Origin of the sequence: Streptomyces uncialis, assembly GCF_001905345.1 — a bacterium.
Classification (GTDB): domain Bacteria; phylum Actinomycetota; class Actinomycetes; order Streptomycetales; family Streptomycetaceae; genus Streptomyces; species Streptomyces uncialis.
In genome coordinates this window covers 137,704-163,809 of sequence record NZ_LFBV01000010.1, presented here as the reverse complement: position 1 = coordinate 163,809, position 26,106 = coordinate 137,704, and the positions used below count along the sequence as shown (strand labels likewise).

The 26,106-nt window shown below is 72.1% G+C and carries 21 protein-coding genes; 7 read left to right on the top strand and 14 right to left on the bottom strand.

Annotation, left to right across the window (positions count from 1 at the left end; genetic code table 11):
- Positions 1–73 precede the first annotated feature (73 nt).
- A complete protein-coding gene (locus tag AB852_RS31020) occupies positions 74–2,593 on the top strand; it encodes a glycoside hydrolase family 3 protein (RefSeq protein ID WP_073793549.1) in 2,520 nt (839 codons plus the stop codon).
- A 91-nt stretch (positions 2,594–2,684) separates the two neighbouring features.
- On the opposite strand, the gene AB852_RS31015 is transcribed toward AB852_RS31020, so the two are convergent.
- Positions 2,685–3,608 carry an SGNH/GDSL hydrolase family protein gene (locus AB852_RS31015; RefSeq protein ID WP_073793548.1) on the bottom strand — a complete coding sequence of 308 codons (924 nt, stop codon included), beginning with the start codon at positions 3,606–3,608 and terminating at the stop codon, positions 2,685–2,687.
- 419 nt (positions 3,609–4,027) lie between these two features.
- Between AB852_RS31015 and AB852_RS31010 the strand changes: the two genes are divergently transcribed.
- Positions 4,028–4,522: a DUF3145 domain-containing protein gene (locus AB852_RS31010; RefSeq protein ID WP_073793547.1), complete on the top strand. Its 495-nt coding sequence runs from the start codon at positions 4,028–4,030 to the stop codon at positions 4,520–4,522.
- A gap of 443 nt (positions 4,523–4,965) precedes the next feature.
- Here the strand turns inward: AB852_RS31010 and fabF are convergent, their stop codons facing one another.
- The 5 genes from fabF to fasR all read right to left on the bottom strand — a co-directional run bounded on the left by fabF (position 4,966) and on the right by fasR (position 9,860).
- Complete coding sequence (fabF, locus tag AB852_RS31005) at positions 4,966–6,228, bottom strand: beta-ketoacyl-ACP synthase II (RefSeq protein ID WP_073793546.1); 1,263 nt, start codon at positions 6,226–6,228, stop codon at positions 4,966–4,968.
- Between the two features lie 76 nt (positions 6,229–6,304).
- Positions 6,305–6,553, bottom strand: a complete 249-nt coding sequence (locus tag AB852_RS31000) for an acyl carrier protein (RefSeq protein WP_073793545.1) — start codon at positions 6,551–6,553, stop codon at positions 6,305–6,307.
- A 75-nt stretch (positions 6,554–6,628) separates the two neighbouring features.
- Positions 6,629–7,630: a ketoacyl-ACP synthase III gene (locus tag AB852_RS30995; RefSeq protein WP_073793544.1), complete on the bottom strand. Its 1,002-nt coding sequence runs from the start codon at positions 7,628–7,630 to the stop codon at positions 6,629–6,631.
- Between the two features lie 25 nt (positions 7,631–7,655).
- Positions 7,656–8,630: an ACP S-malonyltransferase gene (locus tag AB852_RS30990; RefSeq protein WP_073794207.1), complete on the bottom strand. Its 975-nt coding sequence runs from the start codon at positions 8,628–8,630 to the stop codon at positions 7,656–7,658.
- A gap of 90 nt (positions 8,631–8,720) precedes the next feature.
- Entirely contained in the window at positions 8,721–9,860 is a 1,140-nt protein-coding gene (gene fasR, locus AB852_RS30985) for a fatty acid biosynthesis transcriptional regulator FasR (protein WP_073794204.1), read from the bottom strand.
- Between the two features lie 1,456 nt (positions 9,861–11,316).
- Here fasR and AB852_RS30980 point away from each other — a divergent pair.
- Positions 11,317–12,084 (top strand): pirin family protein, encoded by a 768-nt coding sequence (locus AB852_RS30980; protein WP_073793543.1) that lies wholly within the window; start codon positions 11,317–11,319, stop codon positions 12,082–12,084.
- Between the two features lie 317 nt (positions 12,085–12,401).
- On the opposite strand, the gene AB852_RS30975 is transcribed toward AB852_RS30980, so the two are convergent.
- Positions 12,402–13,241 (bottom strand): serine hydrolase domain-containing protein, encoded by an 840-nt coding sequence (locus AB852_RS30975; RefSeq protein ID WP_073794201.1) that lies wholly within the window; start codon positions 13,239–13,241, stop codon positions 12,402–12,404.
- A gap of 290 nt (positions 13,242–13,531) precedes the next feature.
- Between AB852_RS30975 and AB852_RS30970 the strand changes: the two genes are divergently transcribed.
- Together AB852_RS30970 and AB852_RS30965 are read left to right on the top strand one after the other, a co-directional pair.
- A complete protein-coding gene (locus tag AB852_RS30970; RefSeq protein ID WP_073794199.1) occupies positions 13,532–14,017 on the top strand; it encodes a MerR family transcriptional regulator in 486 nt (161 codons plus the stop codon).
- Positions 14,014–15,024, top strand: coding sequence for an aldo/keto reductase (locus AB852_RS30965; RefSeq protein WP_073793542.1), 1,011 nt, complete (start codon positions 14,014–14,016; stop codon positions 15,022–15,024). Before AB852_RS30970 ends, AB852_RS30965 begins: the two co-directional genes overlap by 4 nt.
- Before the next feature lie 213 nt (positions 15,025–15,237).
- Here AB852_RS30965 and AB852_RS30960 read toward each other — a convergent pair whose 3' ends face one another.
- From AB852_RS30960 to AB852_RS30930, 7 genes are all read right to left on the bottom strand, one after another.
- Positions 15,238–16,488: an acyltransferase family protein gene (locus tag AB852_RS30960; RefSeq protein WP_073793541.1), complete on the bottom strand. Its 1,251-nt coding sequence runs from the start codon at positions 16,486–16,488 to the stop codon at positions 15,238–15,240.
- Between the two features lie 134 nt (positions 16,489–16,622).
- Positions 16,623–17,780, bottom strand: a complete 1,158-nt coding sequence (locus AB852_RS30955; RefSeq protein ID WP_425444195.1) for an alpha/beta hydrolase — start codon at positions 17,778–17,780, stop codon at positions 16,623–16,625.
- 648 nt (positions 17,781–18,428) lie between these two features.
- Positions 18,429–19,106: a response regulator gene (locus AB852_RS30950; RefSeq protein WP_073793539.1), complete on the bottom strand. Its 678-nt coding sequence runs from the start codon at positions 19,104–19,106 to the stop codon at positions 18,429–18,431.
- The gene (locus tag AB852_RS30945) at positions 19,103–20,509 is read right to left on the bottom strand and encodes a sensor histidine kinase (RefSeq protein ID WP_073793538.1); all 1,407 of its coding nucleotides are present in this window, start codon (positions 20,507–20,509) and stop codon (positions 19,103–19,105) included. Before AB852_RS30945 ends, AB852_RS30950 begins: the two co-directional genes overlap by 4 nt.
- 103 nt (positions 20,510–20,612) lie before the next feature.
- Positions 20,613–21,479, bottom strand: a complete 867-nt coding sequence (locus AB852_RS30940) for a DUF4429 domain-containing protein (RefSeq protein WP_073794196.1) — start codon at positions 21,477–21,479, stop codon at positions 20,613–20,615.
- 75 nt (positions 21,480–21,554) lie between these two features.
- Positions 21,555–22,766, bottom strand: coding sequence for an alpha/beta hydrolase (locus AB852_RS30935; protein ID WP_073793537.1), 1,212 nt, complete (start codon positions 22,764–22,766; stop codon positions 21,555–21,557).
- A 238-nt stretch (positions 22,767–23,004) separates the two neighbouring features.
- Positions 23,005–23,673, bottom strand: a complete 669-nt coding sequence (locus AB852_RS30930; protein WP_073793536.1) for a TetR family transcriptional regulator — start codon at positions 23,671–23,673, stop codon at positions 23,005–23,007.
- A 102-nt stretch (positions 23,674–23,775) separates the two neighbouring features.
- Here AB852_RS30930 and AB852_RS30925 point away from each other — a divergent pair, with 102 nt between their 5' ends.
- Positions 23,776–25,398 (top strand): MFS transporter, encoded by a 1,623-nt coding sequence (locus AB852_RS30925; RefSeq protein WP_073793535.1) that lies wholly within the window; start codon positions 23,776–23,778, stop codon positions 25,396–25,398.
- Positions 25,399–25,605: 207 nt separating this feature from the next.
- Positions 25,606–26,091 carry a peptidase inhibitor family I36 protein gene (locus AB852_RS30920; protein WP_073793534.1) on the top strand — a complete coding sequence of 162 codons (486 nt, stop codon included), beginning with the start codon at positions 25,606–25,608 and terminating at the stop codon, positions 26,089–26,091.
- Positions 26,092–26,106: the final 15 nt, after the last annotated feature.

Genomic DNA, 26,106 nt, shown 5'->3' with positions numbered 1-26,106 from the left:
GATTCACAGGTACGGGTGCAGGATGGAAGGACCGGAACGGGCCGGACCCGCGCCCACCCCCAGGAGGAACGCCATGACGGACCGCACCAGCCGCACCCCGGCCGACCGGGCCAGGGAGGCCGCCGCCGACGCCGCGCTCGCCCGGCTCGACCTGGACACCAAGGCGCGACTCCTCGCCGGACAGGACATGTGGTCGCTGCCCGCCGTCCCCGGGATCGGCCTGCGGTCCCTGGTCATGTCGGACGGCCCGGTCGGCGTCCGCGGAGTGCGCTGGAGCGCCGACGACCCGTCCATCGCCCTGCCGTCACCGACCGCGCTCGCCGCCGCCTGGGACCCGGACCTCGCCCACCGCGCCGGAGTCCTCCTCGCCCAGGAGGCACGCCGCAAGGGCGTCCACGTCCTGCTCGCGCCGACCGTCAACCTGCACCGCTCACCGCTCGGGGGACGCCACTTCGAGGCGTACAGCGAGGACCCGCTGCTGACCGGCGCCGTCGCCGCCGGATATGTGCGGGGCGTGCAGTCCGGCGGGGTCGGCACCACCGTCAAGCACTTCGTCGCCAACGACGCCGAGACCGACCGCTTCACCGTCGACAACCGGGTCTCCGCCCGCGCCCTGCGCGAGCTGTACCTGGCCCCCTTCGAGACGGTGGTGGCGAACGCCCACCCGTGGGGCATCATGACCGCCTACAACTCCGTCAACGGCACCACCATGACCGAGCACCGCTACCTCGTGAACGAGGTCCTGCGCGGCGAATGGGGCTTCGACGGGTACAACGTCTCCGACTGGCTCGCCGCCCGCGACACCAAGGCCGCCCTCGAAGGCGGCCTCGACGTCGCGATGCCCGGCCCCCGGACCGTCTACGGGGACACGCTGGCCGCCGCGGTCCGCGCGGGGGACATCGACGTGGCCCATGTCGACCGGGCCGTCCGGCGGGTCCTGCTGCTCGCCGCCCGCACCGGCGCGCTGGACGGCGCCGAACCCGTCGTCACCGAGCCGCCCGCGACCGTCGACGGCCGCGCCCTGGCCAGGGAGATCGCCCGCCGCGGCTTCGTCCTCGTCCGCAACGAGCCGGTCCCCGGCACCCCGACCGGGACCGCACCCGGTACCGGCACGGCCGCTGCCGCCCCGGTCCTGCCGATCGCCGCCGGGGGGCGGATCGCCCTGATCGGCGCCGCCGCCCGCGACGCCCGGGTCCTCGGCGGCGGCTCCGCCACCGTCTTCCCCGACCGGATCGTCTCCCCCCTCGACGGCCTCACCGCGGCCCTCCCCGAAGGGAACCTCAGCTACTCCGTCGGCGCCGACCCCAACGACGAACTCGACCCCGCCGCGGCGGGCTTCGCGCTCCAGGCGATCTGCCGCGCCGCCGACGGCACCGTCCTCGCCACCGCCGGTCTGCCGGGCGGACACGTCCAGTGGCTCGGTGACGACCTGCCCGACGGTGTCACCCACGACGCCCTGCACAGCGTCGAGATCACCGGGACGTTCACCCCCCGCGAGTCCGGCGAGCACACCTTCGGCACCCGCGGCCACGGCGCCCTCACCCTCACCGTCGACGGCCGCGAACTGCACTCCGGCGACGACTCCACCGGCGCCGGAGACGACCCCTTCGCCGCGTTCTTCGGCGAGGCGAGGGAACGCGGCCACGTCACCCTCACCGAAGGCGTGGACGTCCCGGTGTCCCTGCGGTTCACCCCCAAGGCGAACACCTCCGCCCCACTGGCCGGGGTGGTGTTCTCCCTGCTGCACCTCGGACCCCGCCGCGACCCCGCCGACCTCGTCGCGGAGGCCGTCCGCGCGGCCCGCGCCGCCGACACCGCCGTCGTGGTCGTCGCCACCACCGAACGCGTCGAGTCCGAGGGCTTCGACCGCACCGGCCTCGCCCTGCCCGGCCACCAGGACGAACTCGTCCGCGCCGTCGCCGCCGCCAACCCCCGGACCGTGGTCGTCGTCAACTCCGGGGCCCCCGTGGAACTCCCCTGGCAGAGCGACGTACCGGCCGTCCTGCTGACCTGGTTCCCCGGCCAGGAGGGCGGCGCCGCACTCGCCGACGTCCTCCTCGGCGCCGAGGAGCCCGGCGGACGCCTGCCCACCACCTGGGGCACCCTCGCCGACACCCCGGTCACCCGGGTGGTCCCCGAGAACGGCGTCCTCGACTACACGGAGGACGTGTTCATCGGGTACACCGCCTGGGAACGCGCCGGAGCCCGGCCCGTCCACCCCTTCGGACACGGCCTCGGCTACACCGACTGGACCTACGAGTCGCTCACCGTCGAGGGCGAGGCGCCCGACGCGCTCACCGTACGGGTACGGGTCCGCAACACCGGGCTCCGCGCCGGACGCGAGGTCGTCCAGGTGTACCTCGCCCCCGCCGACCCGGCCCGCCACGGACGGCCCGCCCGCCGCCTCGCGGGATTCGCCGGGGTCGAGGCGGCGCCCGGCGGGACGGCCGAAGCCGTGATCACCGTGGCCCGCCGCGCGTTCGAGGTCTGGGACGAGCAGACCGTGGGCTGGTACCTCGCGGACGGCCCGTACACCGTCGAAGCGGGCCGCTCCGTCGCCGACCTGCGGCTGCGGGCGGACCTCAAGGTCTGAGAACGGGACCGCGCGGCGCCCGCACCGGGCCCCGCGCGGCCCACCCCCGGCACACCGCACATGCCCCGCGCCCGTCAGGACTCGGACACTGTCAGGACGCGGGCGGCGTACGGGAGGTCACCTTCCGGTAGGCGATCTCCGCCAGCCGCGACTGACCGTCCTTGCTGGGGTGGAACCAGTCCCAGGTGCTCAGCTGCGTGTCGTCGAACCGGTACCCGAACACCGCGCCCCCGTCGTAACGGCACCGCAGATCCTTCGCACAGACCTCCTTGAGGGCCGTGTTGTACCGCACCACCTGCTCCCGCACCCGGTCCCGCCGCGCCTGCGACTTGCTGTCCAGCGCGTCCGAGTCCTTCAGCATCGACGGGCAGATCCCCAGCTTCCACACCTCCTTGCCCAGCGCGTTCCCCCGGCCCGCCTCCCACAGCCGCTTCAGGTCCGGCACGCTCGCCACGTACACCTGGGACGTGGGCGACGTCCGCCGGAGCGTGCGCATCGCCTGCTCGAAGTCCGCGCGGAAGTCCTCCACCGGGGTCATCGCCGCCACCGACGACCGGCACGCGTCATTGGCCCCCGCCAGCACCGTCACCAGCCCCGGCTTGTGCGCCGCCGCCTGCCGCATCTGCTCCGGCAGATCCACCATCCGGGCCCCGGTCCGCGCGTAGTTCCAGCTCCGCCGCTCCGCACCCGTCCGGCCCAGCAGCCGGACCGCCAGACTGCGGACCGTCGCGTCGGAACCGGTCGCCCAGGACGCCTCCGGACAGTCCGACAGCACCGAGCAGGCGTCGAACGCCCGGGTGATCGAGTCCCCGATCGCCGCCATCGACCGGGGACTGCGGTCCCACAGCCGCTTCGGTTTCGCCTTGTCCGACGCGCTGAACGGAGCGGGCTCGTCACCGCCCACCGCGTCGCAACCGCTCAGTCCCACGACCCCCGCCAGCACCGCCGCGGCCGTCACCACGGCCTTCCGCGAACCCCGGCCGGCCGGGCCTGGACGGTGTCTACGCCTGCGCATCTCCGGCTCCCCTCTGTCGCCTTGCACGACGTGCTGACGGCCCCCAGGGTTGAGCCGCCAGGAAAACCATGACCCGCGACACCCCGCGGAAGCCGTGGCCGGCACCTCCGACCGGGTGTCCGGGGCACGTCCCCGAGAGTGAAAGCCCGGGGCTCGCGACGGGCGGGACCGACGGTACGTCACCCTCCGCGCCCCGCCGCACGGTAGCCTCGGCCCCGAGGTGCCCGTCACTGCCCCTCCAGGCCGTGACAGGGCGGGCTTGCCGTCCCCGTGGCACCGAGCAGCTGAGGTTCCGGTAAATTACATCACGTCACATCTGTCTGTTTTCATTGGCTTTCCGCTGGTTCTGAGGAAAAATCGCTCGGCACGGGCGCGAGGCCGCCGGACCAGGCGACCCTCGCCCCACCCTGGAGGTCCCGGTGACGACACGTGGAGTCCTGTACGTGCACTCCGCACCGCGCGCGCTGTGCCCGCACGTCGAATGGGCGGTAGCGGGCGTACTCGGAGCGCGCGTCAACCTCGACTGGATCAGGCAGCCCGCCGCACCGGGCACCTGGCGGTCCGAGTTCTCCTGGCGGGGCGAGGTCGGCACCGCCTCCAAACTCGCCTCCGCGCTGCGCGGCTGGGACCTGCTGCGCTTCGAGGTCACCTCGGAACCCTGCGCCAGCGCCGAGGGCGAGCGCTACAGCTCCACCCCCGACCTCGGCATCTTCCACGCCGTCACCGGCATCCACGGCGACATCCTCATCCCCGAGGACCGCCTGCGCGCCGCCCTCGCCCGCTCCCAGCGCGACGAGACCGACCTGGAGGCCGAGATCGCCAAACTCCTCGGCAAACCCTGGGATGACGAACTCGAACCCTTCCGCTACGCGGGCGAAGGCGCCCCCGTCCGCTGGCTCCACCAGGTCGTCTGAGCACCACGGACCGGTCGCGCGGCCAACCGCGCAGATCACGAGGGCGCACCCGCACCCGTAGGACTACCGAGTGGGGCAGCCCCCAGGGGCGCGGGGAACTGCGCAAAAACGCGAGGACGCACCCGCACCCGAATAACCTCCGAGTGGGGCACCTCCCAGGGGCGCGGGGAACTGCGCAAAACGCGAGAGCGCACCCGCACCCGTAGAACCCCCGAGTGGGGCAGCATCCAGGGGCGCGGGGAACTGCGCACCCACGAACGACCCGCACAGGGCCAACCGCGCTCAGCCGAGGAAACCCAGGGCCCCGCCAGGCCCCCGCACCGGGCCAACCGCGCCCAGCCGAGGAAACCCCGGCCCCCGCCAGGCCCCCCGAGGACGGCGAAAGGGACCCCCACCACCAGGCGGAGGCCCCTGCACCACGGGCAGCAGGCGCGAAGCGCCGGCTAGACCGATCGAAACGCCAGCACGACGTTGTGCCCACCGAACCCGAACGAGTCGTTCAACGCGGCGATCCGCCCCGGCGGCAACGCCCGGGCCTCCCCCCGCACCACATCCGCCTCGACCTCGGGATCAAGATTGTCGATGTTGATCGTCGGCGGAGCCGTCCGGTGGTACAGCGCCAGGACCGACGCCACGGTCTCGACCCCGCCCGCGCCCCCCAGCAGATGCCCCGTCATCGACTTCGTCGCCGAGATCGCCATGTGGTCGACATCGTCGCCGAACACCTTCCGCAGCGCCTTGACCTCCGCGACATCACCCTGCGGGGTGGACGTCGCGTGCGCGTTCACATGCACGATCTCCGCCGGCTTCAGATCCGACGCGTCCATCAGATGGTGCAGCGCGCGCGCGATCCCGCTGCCGGAGGGCTCCGGCTGCGTGATGTGGTGCGCGTCCGACGAGATGCCCTGGCCGACGGCCTCCGCGTAGATCCGGGCACCCCGGGCCTTCGCGTGCTCCTCGGACTCCAGGACGACGACGCCCGCGCCCTCGCCCATCACGAACCCGTTGCGGTCCGCGTCGTACGGACGCGAGGCCCCTTCCGGGTTGTCGTTGCTCTTCGACATCGCCATCATGTTGCCGAACGCGACGATCGGCAGCGGATGGATCGACGCCTCCGTACCACCGGCCACCACGACGTCCGCACGGCCCGTGCGGATCATCTCGATGGCGTACCCGATGGCCTCCGCGCCCGACGCGCACGCCGACACCGGGGTGTGCACCCCGGCCCGCGCGCCCAGCTCGATCCCCACGTTCGCCGCCGGGGAGTTCGGCATCAGCATCGGCACCGTGTGCGGCGACACCCGGCGGACACCCTTCTCCTTCAGCACGTCGTACTGGTCGAGAAGCGTCGTCACCCCGCCGATACCCGACGCGATCACCGCGCCCAGCCGGTCGGGATCGACGGACACGTCCTCACCGGCCTTCGCGGTGAAGCCCGCGTCCCGCCACGCCTCCTGGGCCGCGACCAGCGCGAACTGCGCCGAACGGTCCAGCTTGCGGGCCTGCGGGCGAGGCAGCACCTCGCCCGGTTCCACGGCGACCCGGGCGGCGATACGGACCGGCAGGTCCGCCGCCCACTCCTCCTGGAGGAGACGGACACCGGAACGCCCGGCCACCAGACCCTCCCAGGTCGAGGCCACGTCGCCACCCAGCGGTGTGGTTGCGCCGATACCGGTGACGACCACGGTGCGATTGGTCGAGTTCACAGGAATTCTTTCTCCACGGTTACGAGGGATTCAGCGGCGCCACCGCCGGGTGGCGGCAGGCTTGCCAGGCCTGCGATCAGGCCTGGTTCTTCAGGATGTACGCGGTCGCGTCACCGACCGTCTTGAGGTTCTTGACGTCCTCGTCCGGGATCTTCACCTCGAAACGCTCCTCGGCCGCGACGACGACCTCGACCATCGACAGCGAGTCGACGTCCAGGTCATCGGTGAAGGACTTGTCCAACTGGACGTCCTCGGCGGGGATGCCGGCGATCTCGTTCACGATCTCTGCGAGACCCGCGACGATCTCTTCCTGAGTGGCGGCCATTTCGGCGCTCCTTCTTGTCCTGTCCAGAGGGTGTGCTCAGCAGTTTCCGTACGGACCGTAGATCCGCACGACTGCCTAGGGGAGGGTAACGACCGTGGCGGCGTACACGAGACCCGCCCCGAATCCGATCACGAGCGCGGTGTCGCCGCTCTTCGCCTCACCGGTCGCCAGAAGCCGCTCCATAGCGAGCGGGATCGAGGCGGCCGACGTGTTGCCGGTGGTTTCCACATCACGGGCGACCGTCACATGCTCCGGCAGCTTCAGTGTCTTCACCATCGAATCGATGATCCGCATATTGGCCTGGTGCGGAATGAAGACGTCCAGGTCGTCCGCGCTGATCCCGGCCGCGTCCAGCGCCTGCTGGGCGACCTTCGCCATCTCGAACACGGCCCAGCGGAACACCGCTTGGCCCTCCTGCGTGATCGCGGGAAACTTCTCGACCGTGCCGTCCCGGTAGTCCGTCCACGGCACCGTCTGCTTGATGGTCTCCGACTTGTCGCCCTCGGAGCCCCACACGGTCGGCCCGATCGCCGGCTCCGCCGACGGACCCACGACCACCGCGCCCGCGCCGTCCCCGAACAGGAACGCCGTCGCACGGTCCGTGAGGTCCGTCAGATCGCTCAGCCGCTCCACACCGATCACCAGCACGTACTCCGCGCTGCCGTCGACGACCATGCCACGCGCCAGCGTCAGCCCGTAGCCGAAACCCGCGCAGCCCGCCGAGATGTCGAACGCGGCGGCCTTACGGGTACCGATCCGGTCCGCGATCTCCGTCGCCACCGCCGGGGTCTGCTTGAAGTGCGACACCGTCGACACGACGACCGCGCCGATCTGCTCCGGGGTGATCCCCGCGTCGGCGATCGCCTTCCCCGACGCCTCCAGCGACATCTCCGTCACGGTCTCCTGGTCGTTCGCCCAGTGCCGGGTGGCGATCCCGGACCGCGAACGAATCCACTCGTCGGACGAGTCGATCGTCTCCAGGATCACCTCGTTCGGGACGACCCGTGTCGGACGGTAACCGCCGACACCCAGGATGCGCGCGTACTGCGCACCCCTACCGGTCTTGATCTTCGCCATGCTCTCCGGACTCTCCTTCTCAGGCTCAGGCCGTCTGCCCGGCGTGCTCGGCGATCAGCGCCCGAGCGGCGTCGAGGTCGTCAGGGGTCTTCAGGGCCAGGGTCGGCACACCCGGCAGCGCGCGCTTGGCGAGACCCGTCAGGGTCCCACCCGGGCACACCTCCACCAGCGCCGTCGCCCCCAGCTCCTTGAACGTCTCCATGCACAGGTCCCAGCGCACCGGGTTCGCGACCTGCCCGACCAGCCGGTCCAGCACCTCGCCGCCCGACGCGACCGCACGGCCGTCCTTGTTCGACACGTACGCCACCGCGGGATCCAGCGGAGCCAGCTTCCCGGCCGCCTCCCGCAGCACGTCCACCGCCGGGGCCATGTGCCTGGTGTGGAACGCGCCCGCCACCTTCAGCGGCACCACCCTGCGCACCCCCTCCGGCTTGTCCTCCGCCAGCGCGGCCAGCTCCGCGGCGGTACCCGCCGCCACTATCTGACCCGCGCCGTTCACGTTCGCCGCGGTCAGCCCCAGCTTCTCCAGATACGGCAGCACGACCTCCGGGTCACCGCCCAGCAGCGCCGCCATACCCGTCTCGGTGGCCGCGGCGGCCTCCGCCATCCCCAGCCCACGGGTACGCACCAGCCGCAGCGCCTCCGTCGGGGACAGCACCCCGGCGAACGCGGCGGCGGTGATCTCCCCGACCGAGTGACCCGCGACGACATCCGCCGACAGCCCCGCGAGCGGCGTGGCGGCCGTACGGTCGACGGCATCCACCGGGTCCGCGCCGGTCAGCGCCGCCGCGGACAGGATTCCGGCCGCCACCAGCAGCGGCTGCGCCACCGCGGTGTCACGGATCTCGTCCGCGTCGGCCCGCGTCCCGTAGTGGACGAGGTCGAGGCCGATGGCGGACGACCAGGACGCCACCCGGTCGGCGGCACCGGGCAGATCGAGCCAAGGAGTCAGGAAGCCGGGCGTCTGCGCGCCTTGGCCGGGAGCGACGAGTACGAGCACACTCACACTCTCTCTTGTCGACGGCGGAAGCCGCCCGTGGGGACAGGGACGAAGAACCGAGGGGGGAATTGTAGGCCCCCTACAAGGCGCCTACGTCGGAACGTCACCGTCGGCCAGCCGGCCGAGGATCAGGGCGATCCGCAGAGTGAACGCCGACCGTACGTCGGAGGGTGACCATCCGGTGACATCAGTCACACGTCGAAGCCGGTAGCGCACGGTGTTGGGATGCACGAACAGCATCCGCGCCGCCCCCTCCAGACTGCTCGCCTGCTCCAGATAGACACTCAGCGTCTCCAGCAGCGCCGAGCCCGCCTCCTCCAGCGGTCTGTAGATCTCCTCCACCAACTGCTCGCGTGCCGCAGGGTCCGACGCGATCGCGCGCTCCGGCAGCAGATCGTCCGCCAGCACCGGGCGCGGCGCGTCCTGCCACGCCCCGCACGCCTTCAGACCCGCGGCCGCCGCCTGCGCCGACCGCGTCGCCGCCAGCAGGTCCGGGACGATCGGCCCCGCCACCACCGGTCCCTGCGCGTACGGCCCGATCAGGGCCTTCGCCACCTGCAACGGATTGTCGCTGCCGCCCGCGATCACCACGAGCCGGTCACCGAGGACCCCCGTCAGCACCTGGAGCTTCGCGTGCCGCGCGGCCCGGCGGATCGCCTCCACCGTCAGCTCGCTGTCCCCGTCCGGCGCGGTCCCCAGGACCACGCACACATGCTCGGGGGAGTTCCAGCCCAGCGCGGCGGCCCGGCTCACCGCGCCCTCGTCCGCCTCGCCCGACAGCACCGCGTTGACGACCAGGGACTCCAGCCGCGCGTCCCACGCGCCCCGCGCCTCCGCCGCCTGCGCGTACACCTGCGCCGTCGCGAACGCGATCTCCCGCGCGTAGACCAGCAGCGCCTCCCGCAGCACCGACTCGTCGCCCGGCGCCGCGACCTCGTCGATCGCGGACTCCATCACCTCGATCGTCGTCCGCACCATCTCCACGGTCTGGCGCAGCGTGATCGCCCGCGTCAGCTCGCGCGGCGCCGTCCCGAACACATCCGTCGAGATCGCCTGCGGCGCGTTCGGCCGCCGGAACCACTCGGTGAACGCGGCGATACCGGCCTGCGCCACCAGCCCGATCCAGGAACGGTTCTCCGGCGGCATCGCCCGGTACCAGGACAGCGTCTCGTCCATCCGCGCGATCGCCTGCGCGGCGAGACTGCCGGACGACTTCTCCAGCCTGCGCAGCGTCGCGGGGTGGGGGTGCGGCGGGGGAGGGTCCCCGGGGCCGGCCCCACGATGACCGTCGTCCCCGTCGTCGCCCCCACCGTTCCCGTCCCCACCCCGGCCACCACCGGCCCTGCCGCCGCCACTGCCGCTGCCGCCCTGGCCTGAGCCGCCGGCGGTACGGGACGGGGCGGACCGGCGGGCCGGGTGCTGCGCGGACTCGGCGTCCTCATGGCGCTCGGCGGCCCGCCGGTCAGCGGCATCCGAGGCGGCACCGTCGTCCGAGGCCCCACTGTCCGGAACACTCATACCGGTGAGGTCGGTGAGGTCGGTGAGGTCGGTGAGGTCGGTGAGGTCGGTGAGGTCGGTGAGGTCGGCGGGTTGTGTGGGTCCGGCAGGTCCGGTACGTCCGGTGGGTTCCGTGGGGCGGGTGGCTCCGGCGGGGATCGGGGCAGGGTCGGCGGTGCGGACCGGGCCGGTGGTCGTGGACGCGCCGGACGCGCTCGGCGCACCGGATGCGTCAGATGCACCACGCGCACCAGGCGCACCGACCGCACCGACCGCCGTGGCGACGGCGGCGGGGACGGGGACGGGCCGCGACAGCCGAAGTGCCTGAGGTAGCCGGGGCGACCGGGACCCCTGGGAACCTTGGGGCCGCTCGACGTGCTGGGATCGCTGGACGTGCTGGGCTCGCCAGCCCCGTTCGGCCCGGGTGGGGGACGGCTCGTGGGGCGGCGGACCCACGGTGGCCCGGGAGCCCGCCGGACGCCCACCGGACCTGGGCGGGTCCCCGTACTCGCAGGAATCGGGGTGCACACCGCGCGGGGTCCCCCCGGAGCGCGGCGGCCCTGCGGAACGCCTCACGACGGACGTACCGGGGTCCGGCACACGTGGTCCGCCTGGGTCCGCGGCCCGTGATGAACCGGAGGCGGGGCCGCGCGATGCGCCGTGGGCTGCGGGATCGGTCTTGCCGACGTCGGGTTCGGGCACGATGACAAGACTGCCTTATCGGGACGGCCAAACGTATCCCCGGGGGCGACGACGGCCCGGGAACGGCACAGCCGGCGGACCCGCCGCCCCGAACACACGTCCCTCCCCAAGCACGAGCCCGGCCCCGCCGCTCCAGTCACCGCCATTCCCGCCCCCGCACGGGCAACACCCGCCCGCCCCATCGAATTCACGCACAGCCCGGCGCCGCCTGGACCGCCCGCACGGCCTGGGGCGCCCGCACAGCTCGCGTAGTCGGACCGCCCGGACCAGCCCGGACCGCCCGCACAGCCCGACCCGTCTGGACCGCCCGCAGGGCCTGGGGCGCCCGGACCGCCCGGCCCGCCTGAGGTACCCGCAAAGCTCGCACCGCCCGGCCCGCCCGAGGCGCCCGCCCCCCTCAGCCTCGGGCCGTTGACCCGCCCGCTGCTTCGGCCCATGGACCCGGGCCGTCCGCCCGCCGTGATCCACCGACGGTTACCGTGGGGCCGTGACGGATGTGCGCCGCGCCGCTGAGCGCTACCCCGGAGGCGACCCCGAGGCCGGGATCACCACCCGGCACGCCTTCTCCTTCGGCTCCCACTACGACCCCGACAACCTCCGGTTCGGCGCGGTCATCGCCTGCAACGAGGAACGCCTCGCCCCGGGCGCCGGTTTCGACGAGCACCCGCACAGCCATACCGAGATCATCACGTGGGTCGTCGAGGGCGAGCTCACCCACCGCGACTCCGCCGGCCACACCAGCGTGGTGCGCCCCGGCGACGTCCAGCGCCTCAGCGCCGCGACCGGTGTCCATCACGTCGAACGCAACGACGGCCCCACCCCGCTGACCTTCGTCCAGATGTGGCTGGCCCCGCTGAACCCGGGCGGCGAGCCCCGCTACGAGGTCGTCCGCGGTATCGCCGACTCCACCCCGTACGCCGTCCCCGAGGCCGGGGCCGTACTCCATGTGCGCCGTCTCGCCCCGGCCCAACGCACCGCCGTCCCGGACGCCGCCCAGGTGTACATCCACGTCGTCCGCGGAGACCTCCGGCTGCACCCGACGGACCGCCCCGCACCCGGCGGCATCCCCCACGACCCCCCACATGGCGGGGAGTCCGACACGTCACGCAACGGGGAACCCGACACCCCCGGACCCGACGCCCACCTCGCCCCCGGTGACGCGGCCCGCCTCACCGACCCGAAGGGCCTGGAACTCACCGCGACCTCCGCGGCCGAGATCCTCCTCTGGGAAATGAGCCCCCGCCCACCCCGCTGACCCCCACCAGCCCCCGGCCCGGCCCCGAGCGACGACACCCTCACCGTTCCGACGGCCCGCCCCCGGTGACCCCGACCGCACGGCCCACGGACCCGCGCGGTACAGGCCGCGCATGACCAGACCAAGGCGAACTCCGGCCGCGCATGCCACGCCAACGCACGACCAGGCCATGCTCGCCACGCCGACGCGACACCCAACCGACTCCTGTGTCACGACGACTCTTGCTGTCGTGAGGACTTCTGTATCGCGGCGACTCCGGGAATGCGTCACCCCGCCCGTAGGCCCTCAGCGGCGGACGGCCCGCGCACCGGCCGCCCTCACAACTCGGCGAGCACCGCGTCGGTCAGCTTCGGCCACACCTCGACCGCCCACGGGCCGAACGCCCGGTCCGTGAGCGCGACGCACGCCGCTCCGGCACCCCGGCCGTCCGACCACCGCGCGTCCGGGTCGATCCACAGGAACGTACCCGTCTGCCCGAAGTGCCCGAACGTCCTCGGTGACGACGAACTCCCCGTCCAGTGCGGCGACTTGGCGTCCCTGATCTCGAACCCCAGCCCCCAGTCGTTCGGGTTCTGGTGACCGTACCCCGGCAGCACACCCTTGGTGCCCGGGAACTGCACCGTCATCGCCTCCGCCACCGTCCGCGGGTCGAGCAACCGGGGAGCCTGCACCTCCGCGGCGAAGCGCACCAGGTCGTCGACCGTCGACACCCCGTCCTTGGCCGGGGAGGCGTTCCCCTCCAAGGACGTGTCCACCATCCCCAACGGCTCAAGCACCGCCTGCCGCAGATACTCCCCGAACGGGATCTCCGTCGCCTTCGCCACATGATCGGCGAGCACCTCGAACCCGGCGTTCGAGTACAGCCGCCGCCCCCCGGGCTCCGCCATCACCCTGTGCTCGTCGAACGCCAGCCCACTGGTGTGCGCCAGCAGATGCCGTACGGTCGCCCCCTCCGGCCCCGCCGCCTCGTCCAGCTCGACCGCGCCCTCCTCGTACGCCACCAGTACCGCGTACGCCGCCAGGGGTTTGGTCACCGAGGCCAACGCGAACCGTTGCCCGGTGGGCCCGAACGCCCCCACCAACTCCCCGTCGGCCCGTACCACCGCACCAGCGGCAGCCGGAACCGGCCACCCTTCCATCAACCCGAGGCTCTGCATGCTCCCGACCCTATCCACCCGCCAGGGAGGGGGCCCTCCCCCTCCCCTCCCACCCACCCCGCCTCCCGCCCCGCCTAAACACGCTTGCCTGGAGTGCACTCCAAGGTCCTAGCGTGGCGGTCATGACGGTGATGGAAACGGTGACCCAGACCACGCCCGCCCCCACCCCGCTGACCCCCACCACGCCGACCCCGGGGGCCGGTCCGGACACTCGCTCCGGTCTCGCCCACCCCACAAGCCACACCGGCCCGCGTCCGGCCGACGCGCACGGCCCCGCCGAAGCGACGTACCTGACTCCCCGGGACGGCGTCACCACCTCCGTCCCGGGCCCGGACCCAGGGGAGCCGGCTTGTGCCGCCGAGCCCTCCCCGTATCCGCGCCCCGAAGGGCAGGACCGCTACACGATCAGCGAGGTCGCGGCCCACACCGGTCTCACCGCCCACACCCTGCGCTGGTACGAGCGGATCGGCCTGATGCCGCACATCGACCGCTCCCACACCGGTCAGCGCCGCTACCGCAACCGCGACCTCGACTGGCTCGACCTCGTAGGCAAGCTCCGGCTCACCGGGATGCCGGTCGCCGGCATGGTCCGCTTCGCCGAACTCGTCCGCGACGGTGACCACAACTTCCCCGAGCGGCAACGGCTCCTGGAAGCCACCCGCCGCGATGTGCTGACCCGGATCGCCGAGCTCCGCGACACGCTCGCCGTCCTGGACCACAAGATCGACTTCTATTCCACAGCCGCTTCCCCCTCCGAGAGGAACCTCACCCAATGACGCGTCTCACGACCACCCGCCTCGGCGCCGACGGACCCCAGGTCGGACTCCAAGGACTCGGCTGCATGGGCATGACCTTCGCCTACGGCCCCACCGACACCGACGAGGCCCGAGCCACCCTGGAACGCGCCCTCGAACTCGGCGTCACCCTGTACGACACCGCCGACGTCTACGGCGCCGGCGACAACGAACGCTTCCTCGCCCCCTTCCTCCGGGCCCATCGCGACGAGATCGTCCTCGCCACGAAGTTCGCCCTGTCGATCGACCCCGACGACCCGACCAACCGCTCCATCAACAACGACCCCTCCTACATACGCTCCAGCGTCGACGCCAGCCTCCAGCGCCTCGGCATCGACACCATCGACCTGTACTACATGCACCGTCGCGCACCCGACGCGCCCATCGAGGAGACCGTCGGCGCCATGGCCGAGCTGGTCCAGGCCGGCAAGGTCAAGCATCTGGGCCTCAGCGAGGTCACCGGCCAGGAACTGCGCACCGCTCACGCCGTCCACCCGATCGCCGCCGTCCAGTCCGAGTGGTCCCTCTTCAGCCGGGACATCGAACGGGGCGTCGTCCCCACCGCCGCCGAACTCGGCATCGCCCTCGTGCCCTACTCCCCGCTCGGCCGCGGCTTCCTCACCGGGTCCTTCGTCAGCGCCGACAAGGAACTCACCGCCGACGACTTCCGCCGTGAACTGCCCCGCTTCACCGGCACCAACGCCACCGCCAACGCCTCCCTCCTCACCCCCATCCGTACGGTCGCCGCCGCTCACCACGCCACCCTCGGCCAGGTCGCCCTCGCCTGGGTGCACCAGCAGGCCGACATCCACGGCCTGTCCGTGATCCCCATCCCCGGCACCCGCAGCCGCAGCCGTGTCGAGGAGAACACCGCCGCCATCCGTATCTCGCTCAGCGACGAGGAACTGTCCCTCCTCGACCCCCTCGCCGCTCAGGTCTCCGGCGAGCGCTACGCCGACATGACCTTCACCTCGGCGGGCCGCGAGTAACACCCCAGGCGCCCGTGCCTCCCTGTCCGCAGACGTCACGACCCGCTGCCGGCAGCCGCGAGAGCAACACCCGGCCCTCGCCCCGGCCCTGACACCTGCCCCGACCCTGGCGCCCGACCTCGACCACTCACCCTGACCACTCACCTCGCCCACCCACTCCACCGCCGGCCCCGCCGGGGCGTCCACACTCGTGGGCGGCCCGGCGCCCGCTTGTCACGCCAACCCCAGGGCGAATGCCGCGAAACCCGCCGCCAGCAGCCCGGCCACCGCCCTTCTGGTCCGACCCGTCCCCGCCCACGGGGACTCGAAGCCGCGCGTCCATCTGCCGACCACGACCAAGAGCAACGCGAACACGGGTATCCACGCCAACCGCGCTCCGATCCACCCCACGCTCTCCGGCGCCCCGACCAGGCCAGTCACCGTGCCGAACAGTGACGCCGGCACGGCCGCCGCCAGCATCGCCGTCTGATGCCAGCACAGGATCGTCATCGCCGACAGATTGATCACCACGACCGGAGCCCACAGCCCCGGCCTCCGCAACGCCCGGCCGATCCGGTCCCGCAGCAGCATCGCCGCCCCGCACTGCGCCGCGGCCAGTGCCAGCACCAGCAGCGACGGCGGATGGGAGTTCGTCCGCTCCGCTCCTGGCACCCCCACCATCGACGCCGGGTAGTGGAAGACCGCCAACAGCGCCACGAACAGCGCCACACCCCCGCCGAGCAGCACCCAGGCCCCGCGCCGCCCCAGCCGCGCCTGCGACCAGCACACCCCGAGCTGATAGGCGAACATCCAGCCCGGCAAGAGATTCAACAGGCTCAGCGAAGAAGGCATCGCCTCCGCGTAGGGGCCGTACCGCAGGAAATCCACCACCGCCACGGAACCGATCAGGGGAGCCGCCGCCCAGGCCCCCAGCCGCTCCGCCGCCCGTATGCACAGCGGTGTCAGGGCCGTGATCACGGCGTAGACGCCGACGAACCACAAGGGCTGGACCACCAGCGTGGAACCTGTCCGCAGCGTCGTCTCCGGTATCCCCGCGGCGGTCAGCACCGGTATCAGCACCGCCCACACCGCCGTCACACCCAGCACCGGCCGTCCCAGCCGCGCCAACCGCTGCCGGAGCCAGTCCGCCGCCGACCCGCCCCGCTGCCGGGTCCGCCGGTAGGACAGCGCCGAGGCGTAGCCGCCGACCAGGAAGAAGACTCCGAGCATCTGGAGCAGCCAACTGATGGGCGCGAGCGAACCGAAGGCGGACAAGGGGCTCGCGTTGCGCAGGGCTCCGTCCGCGCCGAGCGTGAAGCCGCCCAGCAGCCAGTGCCCGGTGGGGACGGCCAGCAGAGCCATGGCCCGCAATCCGTCGATCGCCCGGTCCCGACTCGGCGGGGTCTTCGCGTCTATCGCGCCGACGGCGGCTCCAGCCCGGCCGATCGCCCGGCTGAGCGTCGATGAGCCCGGGGCCCTCGCCATGGGCGGCTTCGCCCCCCGCGAGACGGGCCGCTTCGCCCCTTGCGAGGAGTCAGCTCCCCGGCGATCAGCGATGAGCGGTGCCGTCCTGCTGATCGGCGGTGCCGACCTGGTCTTCCGGCGGTTCATGACGCTGTTCATGACGCGACCTCCTGCCGTGCGCGGGTGTGACCCTGGTCCGTGTCGGTCTGGAGGCCGCTGTCGGCCGTCCCGGTGCCGGTGGCGATGTCCGCGAAGGCGGCCAGCGAAGCGGTGCCCGGTGCGAAATAGCCGGTGTGGCCGTGGGCGTCGTGGGCCGGGACCGGGCGGGCGCCGAACGCGGGTCCTGCGGGGTCCTCGCCGTGTCCGAGACCGAGGAACCGGACGTTCGGAACTTTGCCGATCCAGTCGCTGTCGTCCTTGGCCGCCCACACCCGGGCGTCCGTGCCCAGATCGGAGACGCTGTCCGCGCGCATTCCCGGTGAGCCGAGCACCACCAGGTCGGAGGTCATGAGCGAGGGCGCCGCCAGGCCGCAGACGACCGAGCCGTAGCTGTGGCAGAACACGGTCGGCGCCGGCCGACCCACCGCGCGCAGTCCCGCGACGAACCGGCTGAGCCGTGGCGCCCCGGCCTCCGCGAGCCCACCGGTGGCCGCGTCGGGACCGATGCCCACCGGTGTCGTGTAGCCCGCCCAGGCCACGACCGCCGTGCCGCCCCCTGCTGCCTGTCGCAGCGACTTGGCCATCCCGGACGGTGTGCCGTAGGTGTCGGTGGTCCGGTCGAAGGTGCTCACGTCGATGTCGGAGCCCGGAACGATCACCGAGACATGGCGCGCGGTCCCGAGGTCGCCGTGCACCTCGGCGATCTGCCCTCGCCCCCGGGGATCGAAGGCCAGTATCCGTCGGCCTGGTGCGAGCAGTTCGGAGTACCGGGTGATCCGTTCCCGGGCCCGCTGGCGGTCCCGGACCGGAAGCTCCCGGCTCGCCGCCTGCTTCTGCTGCTGTGCCCGGCTGTCCAGCAGAGCGCGCCTGTTCGCCTGGTACCGGAGGTCCAGCGGGGCGCCGTCGAGGTTGCCGACGACCCCGGGGTGTCGTTCGGCCAGCTTCTCGCGCTCCGAGTCGTCCAGCGTGCCGAAGAACCGGGCTGTCCCGGTGGGAGTCGTGGCGGCCGGGTCAGGCAGGTGGACCCCGAGGGAACGGTCCGCCCGCCATGCGGCGGTGCCGGGTGGTGGCCCGGTGAGCGGGACTTGGGCGTTCCCGACGGCCAGGCCGGTGGTCCCCGCGAAGGCCGCCGTGACCAGGGCCATCGCGATCAAGGTCCGCCTGCCCCGCCCGGCCCGCCGGCCCTGAGCGGGGACCCGGGAACGGAGTCGGCCGCGTGCTCGGACCCTGGCCGTGGAGGCCGATGGTTCGACAGGAGTGGTCGTCCCTCGGGCCTTGTGATCCCGCACCCGCGCCATCGTCGTGGTGGCACTGTAACTGCCTTGCCGTACAAGCGAGTTGTGGTCCATCGCTCGCCCTCCCCGTCGGTCCGTTCGTCTGACGAGGGGAAGGTACGGAGCTGAACGCACGCCGCACGTCACACTGCGGAGCCAAGTCGCGGGTAGTACCGGGGTATGGGGTCGTCATACCCCGGTACCGGCTGGTCCCAGGGAGCCGAAGACCGGCCGCCTCCTGACGGCCCGAACCTTCGCGATCCGGCGCTGCGTGGCTCTTCCCTGGGCGCCTACGACAGGGCTGACGCGGGCGAACGGGCACCCAAGCAGCCCCGGCCGGGCCCCCGGCCGGGCACAGCGGGAGGGCACAGTGGGAGGGAACGGGAGAGGGCGGGAGGGGAGGGGCGTACGGCCGCGCCCCCCGACCGTGGGACGGTCGAGGGGCGCGTGCGCGAACTGTCGGGGACCGCCACCTCGGGCGGGCGTCCGGGTTCCGTGCGGGACCCGGACCGCTAGCGGTGCGTGGCCCTACCGCTCTCCGGGCGTGACGAGCCCCGACTCGTACGCGAAGATCACCGCTTGGGCCCTGTCCCGGAGCCCCAGCTTGGCCAGGACCCGTCCGATGTGCGTCTTGACCGTCTGCTCCGCGAGGACGAGCCGGTCGGCGATCTCCTGATTGGACAGGCCCCGGGCGATCAGCCCCAGTACCTCGGTCTCCCGTGGAGTGAGTCCGTTCAGCGCGAGGGACCGCTCACGCCGCGAGCTGGTCTTGCGCTCCGCGAACTCCGCGATCAACCGGCGGGTCACCGAGGGCGCGAGGAGGGCGTCCCCGCCCGCGACGACCCGCACCGCCGAGATCAGGTCCGCGGGCGGCGCGTCCTTGAGGAGGAAGCCCGAGGCGCCGGCGCGCAGCGCCTCGAAGATGTAGTCGTCCGCGTCGAACGTGGTGAGCATGAGGACCTTGGGCCGGTGCACCACTCCGGGCGGCGGGTCGAGCAGGACACGGGTGGCCGCCAGTCCGTCCATCTCCGGCATACGTACATCCATCAGCACGATGTCGGGGTGAGCGGTGCGACTGAGGACGACCCCCTCCTTGCCGTTCGGCGCCTCGCCCACGACGTCGATGTCGCTCTGCGCGGCGAGGAGCGCGGCGAACCCCGCCCGGACCATGGCCTGGTCGTCGACGATGATCACGCGGATGGTCATGGGCGAGGCTGCTCCTTGGTGCTGGTGGGACCGGCGGTCGGCGGTCGGTCGGGGGCGGGCGCGGTACCGCCCGGTTCGACGACGGGCATCCTGGCCGCGACACGGAACCCTCCGTCGGGCAGCGGCCCGACATCGAGTGTGCCGCCGACCAGCCGGACACGTTCCGCCATGCCGATCAGCCCGTGCCCCGTCGATCCATGTTCCAAGGGAGCGGAGGAGGGTCGTTTGGAGGGCCGGTTGACGACCGCCACGGTGAGATGTTTCCGGTCGGTGGAGACGAGTACCTCGGTGAGGGCGCCCGGGGCGTGGCGCACCACATTGGCCAGGGCCTCCTGGACGATGCGGTACGCCGACAGGTCCACGGCGGGCGACAGCTGAGCCAGTTCCCTGACGAGGGCGATCTCGGGGGACGACAGTACGACCGGCACCCCCGCGCGCACGGTGGCGTCGGCCAGATGTCTCAGCCGGTCGAGACCCGGCTGGGGAGCCCGCTCGCCCGCGGTGTCCTCGCTGCGCAGCACCGACAGCAGACGGCGCATCTCGCCCAGGGACTCCCGCGCCCCGGTGGCTATGGACTCGAATTCCTTGACCACGCCGGGGGGAAGGTTCCCCAGCCGGTAGGGGGCGGAGTCGGCCTGCACGGTGATCACCGACATATGGTGCGCCACGACATCGTGCAACTCGCGGGCGATACGCGCGCGTTCCTCCAGAAGGGCCCGGTGGGAACGCTCCGCTTCGTTGATGTCCTCCTGTTCGGCGAGCTTGTGCTGTGCTTCGCGGCGGTCCTTTATCAGCGTGCCGACCAGCAGCATCGCCCCGCTGAGGACGATCATCAGGACGCTGGTGTCCTGGCTGCCCGGGGCACTCAGCGCGGCGAGCAGCAGACTGGCGACCGTGGTCGTCAGCCAGACGGCGACCAGGGTGCGGCGTTTCTCCCGCAGGGCGAGCGCGAGGCTGAGCGCCGCGTACCCGACGATGGCCGGGGGGAGCCAGGGAGCCGGTCGGTCGGCCGTCGCGTCGAGGGTGGTCACGGCGCAGAGGACGTTCGCGCTGCCGATGATCCACCAGGCGGGCAGCGGTCTGGTCACGGCGAGGAGCAACGGCGCCGTCTGCGCGACCGCGAGGGCACCGGCGAGCGCTCCGGCGACCTCGTAGTCGCGGATGAGGAGGCCGATGGTGGTGGGGAGCAGGCTCGACACGAGGGCCAGGGCGACCACGTAGGGGATCATCCGCATCCAGGACCTGGACGCCTGGGACAGCAGGGCCTCGGTGGATCCGGTCGGGGTGACGAGGGCGACGCCGACGTCGCGCAGTGCGTCCCGGGCCGTGGTCCGGGCGCGGTGTGCGAAGGTGCGCGGTGAGGTCCGCCCTGGCGGGCCTGGGGGTGGGGGTGCGGTGCTCATAGCCTGATCAGGGTAGGCACCGGTGTGCCGTTCTGCCGTCATACCGAGGTGCTGGACCGCATCTCATACCGGGGTATGAGGGAACCCTGGTCGCCCCTGGGGGTCACAGCTCGGCGAGCAGTTCCGCCTTCTTCGACAGGAACTCCTCGTCGGTCACCAGTCCCGCCTGGTGGAGTTCGCCGAGGTGCCGGATGCGGTCCGCGATGTCCGCGGGGTCGCGCCGGCCTGGCGGGGCGTGGAGGGCGGGGACGGCTCCGACCGGTCCGCACGACCGTACGGCGGCGAGCACCGAGGCGGCGAAGGGCAGGGACTCGTGCACGGGCCCGTAACCGAGGCCGAACACCACCGCCGCCGGGTCCTGGTCGGCCTGGGCGGGCTGCTGGGTGTTGTCACGGAGCAGCAGCCGCAGATGTCCTTCGAAGAGTTCGGGGGAGCGCCATTCGACCCCGTTGAGGTCGGCGACGGGGAACTTCTGGTCGCCGGCCTTCCATTTCGCGGAGGAGGCGCCGGTCCATGACCAGCGGTAGGAGACGGCTTTGCCGTCGAAGGCCGCCTTGCCGTCGTACGCCTTGAAGTGCAGGGGGGCTTCCGGCGCGGTCACGAGGTAGCGGTCCGGGGGTTCGCCGGTGCCGCTTTCGCCGATGAGGGGCCGCAGTTCGTCGGCGTAGTACTCGGCGAGTGTCGCGCGTTCCGCCGGGAGGACCAGGCGGTAGGGGTCGGCGCCTTCCTTGAGCTGTCCCGCCGCCGCGTCCATGAGCGGGTCGGCGCCGGGTCTCGGTACGGCGTGCAGGACGACCGTTCCGCGTCTGCCGGGGGTCACTGTGACGGCGGCGACCGCCTCGTGGGGGACCCGGCGTTCCCCGAGTGCCTGGAACAGCTTGGGCGTGCGTATCCCCCGTTCGAAGCGGATGAGCACGGAATCGGACTCGAACTCCCAAGCGGCGTGAAATCCGGCCAGTACATCACCCATGCTGGTCATCGTATGCGGCACGGGCGTCTCCGTCCCTCCCGTAGGGGGCCGCACTTCTTACGTCTTCTACGCGCGTCAGGCCGCGGCGCCCGTGGACAGACCACTCCTGCAACTGTCGTCCCGGTCGGCACAACGCAACCCCTGGTAGGCCCCGACGCCGATCTCGGCGAAGTTGGTGAGGCTCTCGGTGCCGGGCTCGAAGTAGCCCGTGTGTCCGTCCGCTCCGCGCGCGGACAGCAGCCGGGCGCCGAACGCGGGGGAGACGGGGTCGGCGCCGTGGCCGAGGGAGCCGAGTTCGAGATGCGGTACGTCCTCGATCCAGTCGTCACCGTCCCGGGTGGCCCATACGCGCGCGTGGGTGCGCAGTTGGGACACCCTGTCGGCGCGCATACCGGGGCTTCCGGCGACGGCGATGTCGCTGACACGGGACGGCAGCCCCGGGGCGGCGACCCCGCACAGGACGGAACCGTAGCTGTGGCAGTAGAGGGCGATCCCGCCGCGGCCCGGCAGGCCCCGCAGCATCGCGTTGAGGCGGACCGCGCCGCTCTCGGCCCGTATCGCCGTCGCGGCCTCGACGCCGAGCCCGTCGGGCGCCCGGTAGTCGGCCCAGGCGATCACCGAGGTGCGGGTCCGCGGGCTCGCCTCGCGTTCGGCGTCATGGAGGGCACGGGCCATACCGAGGGGCGTGGAGTACGCGCGGTCGTCCCGCTGGAAGGTGATCAGGGTCGTGTCGACGCCGGGTACGACGACGGAGACCCGTTGGGCGCGTTCCAGGTCGCCGAGGACCTCTGCCACCCGTCCGGGTCCGGTCGGGTCGAAGGCGAGGACCTGGCGGCCCGGCCGGCTGAGGGCGTCGTAGCGCTGCATACGGCGTTCGGCGTCCCGTTGGCCCGCCGCGGAGAGTCTGCTGTCCCGCGCGCGCTGCGACTCCTGCTCGCGGGCGATGCCGAGTGCCGTGCGGTTGGCGAGATAACGCAGGGAGACGGGAGCGCCGTTCATGTTGCCGACGGCCAGGGGATGGCGGTGGACGAGCAGGCGTTGCTGCTGGGCCGTGAGCGAGGCGAAGAACTGCGACAGCCGCGCCGGAGGGACCTGGGGGTCCGGGAGGGGGCGGCCGTCGAGGTGACCGCGCTCCCACGCGGAGAGCGCTGCCCTCAGGGCGGAACCGCGCTCGCCGCGGCCGTGCAGGGTCGTCCAGCCGGTGGTCGCCAGCATCACGAGGACGACGACCAGGGCGAGCACTGCCCGCCAGGCGCCGAGTTGAGGGGATGAGTCGAAGGAAGTCACTGCGGCACACCCTAGGAGAAGCCCGCACGACTGCGTGCGCTGGGTGACACGCATCACGATTTCACCGGTGCAAGTGTGTCAAAGGGGGCGCGAAGGCAGGGGGATTGTCACGTTCCGTAGCCGCTGTGTGTGTCTCGCGCGCGGGAGTGCGCCGTCCGGCGTGCGGTCGGCGGTGCGCTCCGGTCGGGTCGGGTCGGGTCGGGTCGGCGGCGCGCCTGATCGGTGCCCGCGCGGGGCGTTATCGGGGCGATCGCGACGGGCCGGTGCGCCAGTCCCCGGCCAGGGCGGGGCCCAGATGGTCCAGATAGCGCGCGGTGAGGTCGCGGATGGACTCGATGCTGGTGTCCTCGCCCGCGCCCCACAGGCGGCCCGTGACCCGCATCACGCCGGTGAACACCGCCACCGCGACGCGTGGCCGGGGGTCCTCGTCGACGTCCAGGCCCTCGCGTTCCGCGACGAGCCGCGCCATCTGCTCCTCGACCTCCGAGGAGCGGCGGACATGGCTGGCGAGCAGGGAGGGGGTGGATTCGATCATCTGATAGGTGCGCATGTGCAGCGGCATGGGCACGGTCGTGTCGATGGTGTCGTCGACCGTGTCCCAGGTCTGGAGCACCGCGTTGCGCAGCGCCTCCAGCGGCCCCTCGGTCCGGGGGCGCTCGCGCAGCGCCGCCACGAAGTGGGACTCGATCATGTCCTGGACCGCGAAGACGACTTCTTCCTTGTTGCGGAAGTAGCGGAAGAACGTGCGCTGGGAGACGTCGACGGCCTCGGTGATCTCGTCGACGGTGGTTTCCTCGAACCCCTGGGTGGTGAACAGTTCGAGCGCCGCCCGCAGCAGTGCGTCCCGTGTGCGCGCCTTCTTCCGCTCACGCAGTCCCGGTCGGGGTGATGTCACGCCGCGCCCCATTTCCTCTGTTTCCGCAGGTCACTCTATCTGTGAGTAAGGTGACAGCTACCGGCTAGTGAATTTGTTTGTCAACTGTCAGAGGCTGACATTACTGTCCGCCGTATGACTAGTCAGACCACCGTCGACAAGACCGGTCCGGCGGACGAGGTGCCGACCCCGCTCGTCCCGGGCCCCACCAAGGCCCAAGGGCTGCGCGGCCACCCTTGGCTGACGCTCTTCGCCGTCGCGATCGGCGTGATGATGGTGGCCCTCGACGGCACCATCGTGGCGATCGCCAACCCCGAGATCCAGCGGGACCTCGGCGCGACCTTCGCGGACGTCCAATGGATCACCAACGGGTACTTCCTCGCGCTCGCCGTCTCCCTCATCACCGCGGGCAAGCTCGGTGACCGGTTCGGACACCGCCAGACGTTCCTCATCGGCATCGTCGGCTTCGCCCTCGCCTCGGCCGCCATCGGCCTGTCCGACGGCATCGCCTACGTGATCTTCTTCCGGGTCCTCCAGGGTCTGTTCGGCGCGCTGCTCATGCCGGCGGCGCTCGGCCTGCTGCGCGCCACCTTCCCCGCCGAGAAGCTCAACATGGCCATCGGCATCTGGGGCATGGTGATCGGCGCCTCCACCGCGGGCGGCCCGATCGTGGGCGGTCTGCTCGTCGAGCACGTGAGCTGGCAGTCCGTGTTCTTCATCAACGTGCCGGTCGGCGTCGTCGCCCTCGTCCTGGGTGTGCTGATCCTCACGGACCACCGTGCCAAGAACGCGCCGCGCTCCTTCGACATCATCGGCATCGTGCTGCTGTCCGCGGCCATGTTCTGCCTGGTCTGGGCCATCATCAAGGCCCCCGAGTGGGGCTGGGGCGATGGACTGACCTGGACCTTCATGAGTATCGCGGTGGCCTCCTTCATCCTGTTCGCCTTCTGGGAGACGAAGGTCGAGGAGCCGCTCGTCCCGCTCGGGCTCTTCCGCTCCGTGCCGCTGTCGGCCGGTGTGGTCCTGATGGTTCTCATGGCCATCGCCTTCATGGGCGGACTGTTCTTCGTCACCTTCTACCTCCAGCGGGTGCACGGGATGAGCCCGGTGCAGTCGGGCGTCCATCTGCTGCCGCTGACGGGCATGATGATCGTCGGCTCCCCGCTCGCCGGATTGATGATCACCAAGGTCGGCCCGCGTATCCCGCTGGCGGGCGGCATGGCCGTCACCTCGCTCGCCATGTACGGCATGTCGACCCTCGACGCCGGGACCGGCAGCTTCACCATGTCCATCTGGTTCGCCCTGCTCGGCCTCGGTCTCGCACCGGTCATGGTCGGCGCCACCGAGGTCATCGTCGGCAACGCGCCCATGGAACTGTCCGGGGTCGCGGGCGGACTCCAGCAGGCCGCCATGCAGATCGGCGGCAGCCTCGGCACCGCCGTGCTCGGCGCCGTCATGGCCTCCAAGGTCCACAGCGACCTCCCCGGCAACTGGACGGACGCCGACCTGCCGCCGCTCACCCCCGACCAGCTCGACCAGGCGGCCGAGGCCGTCCAGGTCGGCGCCCCACCCATAGCCCCGGGCACCCCGGCCGACATCGCCGCGACGATCACCGGTGTCACCCACGACACGTTCATCTCCGGGATGAGCCTCGCCTGCCTCGTCGCCGCCGCCGTCGGCTTCGTGGCGATCTTCGTCGCCCTGCTCACCAAGCGGGGCGACAACGCCCAGGCGGGCGCCTCGGCGGCCCACATCTAGCTGGTCGGCGCCACGTCGCCGACCAGCACCGGCCCGACCGCCACGGCAACACCGCGGACGGCCGCCAACGCTCGCGAAACCCCACCAGTTCCCGACCGGTGGGGTTTTCGCCTGTCCGGGTGGCACCGCCTCGGAACCCTTCCTTCCGCTCCGCCCCGCAGGCGACAGTGGCACCAAGTGATCAGTACGACACGGGGGTTCGACCACATGCGCACCAACCTGCTCCTCGCCACCGCCGCGACCGCCACGGCCCTGGCCCTCGCCGGTCCCGTCCACACGGGAGTCGCCGCCTCGCCCTCGGCCCGGCCCGCCGACGCACCGCACTCCCGCGGCACCACGACCCCGCACCGGACCGCCGGCGCACCCGCCGCCCGCAACGCCACCACCCCGGCCGCCATGACCCGCACCACGCTCGGCGCCTGCGGGCCCGGGGAACTGTGTCTGTGGTCCAAGCCGGACTTCAAGGGCACCCGGACCGCCCATGACCTGTCCGAGATCGACATCGAGAGCTGCGTACCCCTCCCGCAGGGGACCAGCGCGCAATCCCTCGCCAACCGACTCGGACGCCCCGTCACCACCTACCAGTCCGGCACCTGCGACGAGACCGGGGAGTTCGACACCTACCCCGGCGACGGCACCTGGACCCCGCAATCACCCCACCGGATCAGGGCGTTCAAGGTCTGGGAGAACTGACCGGCCGCGAAACGC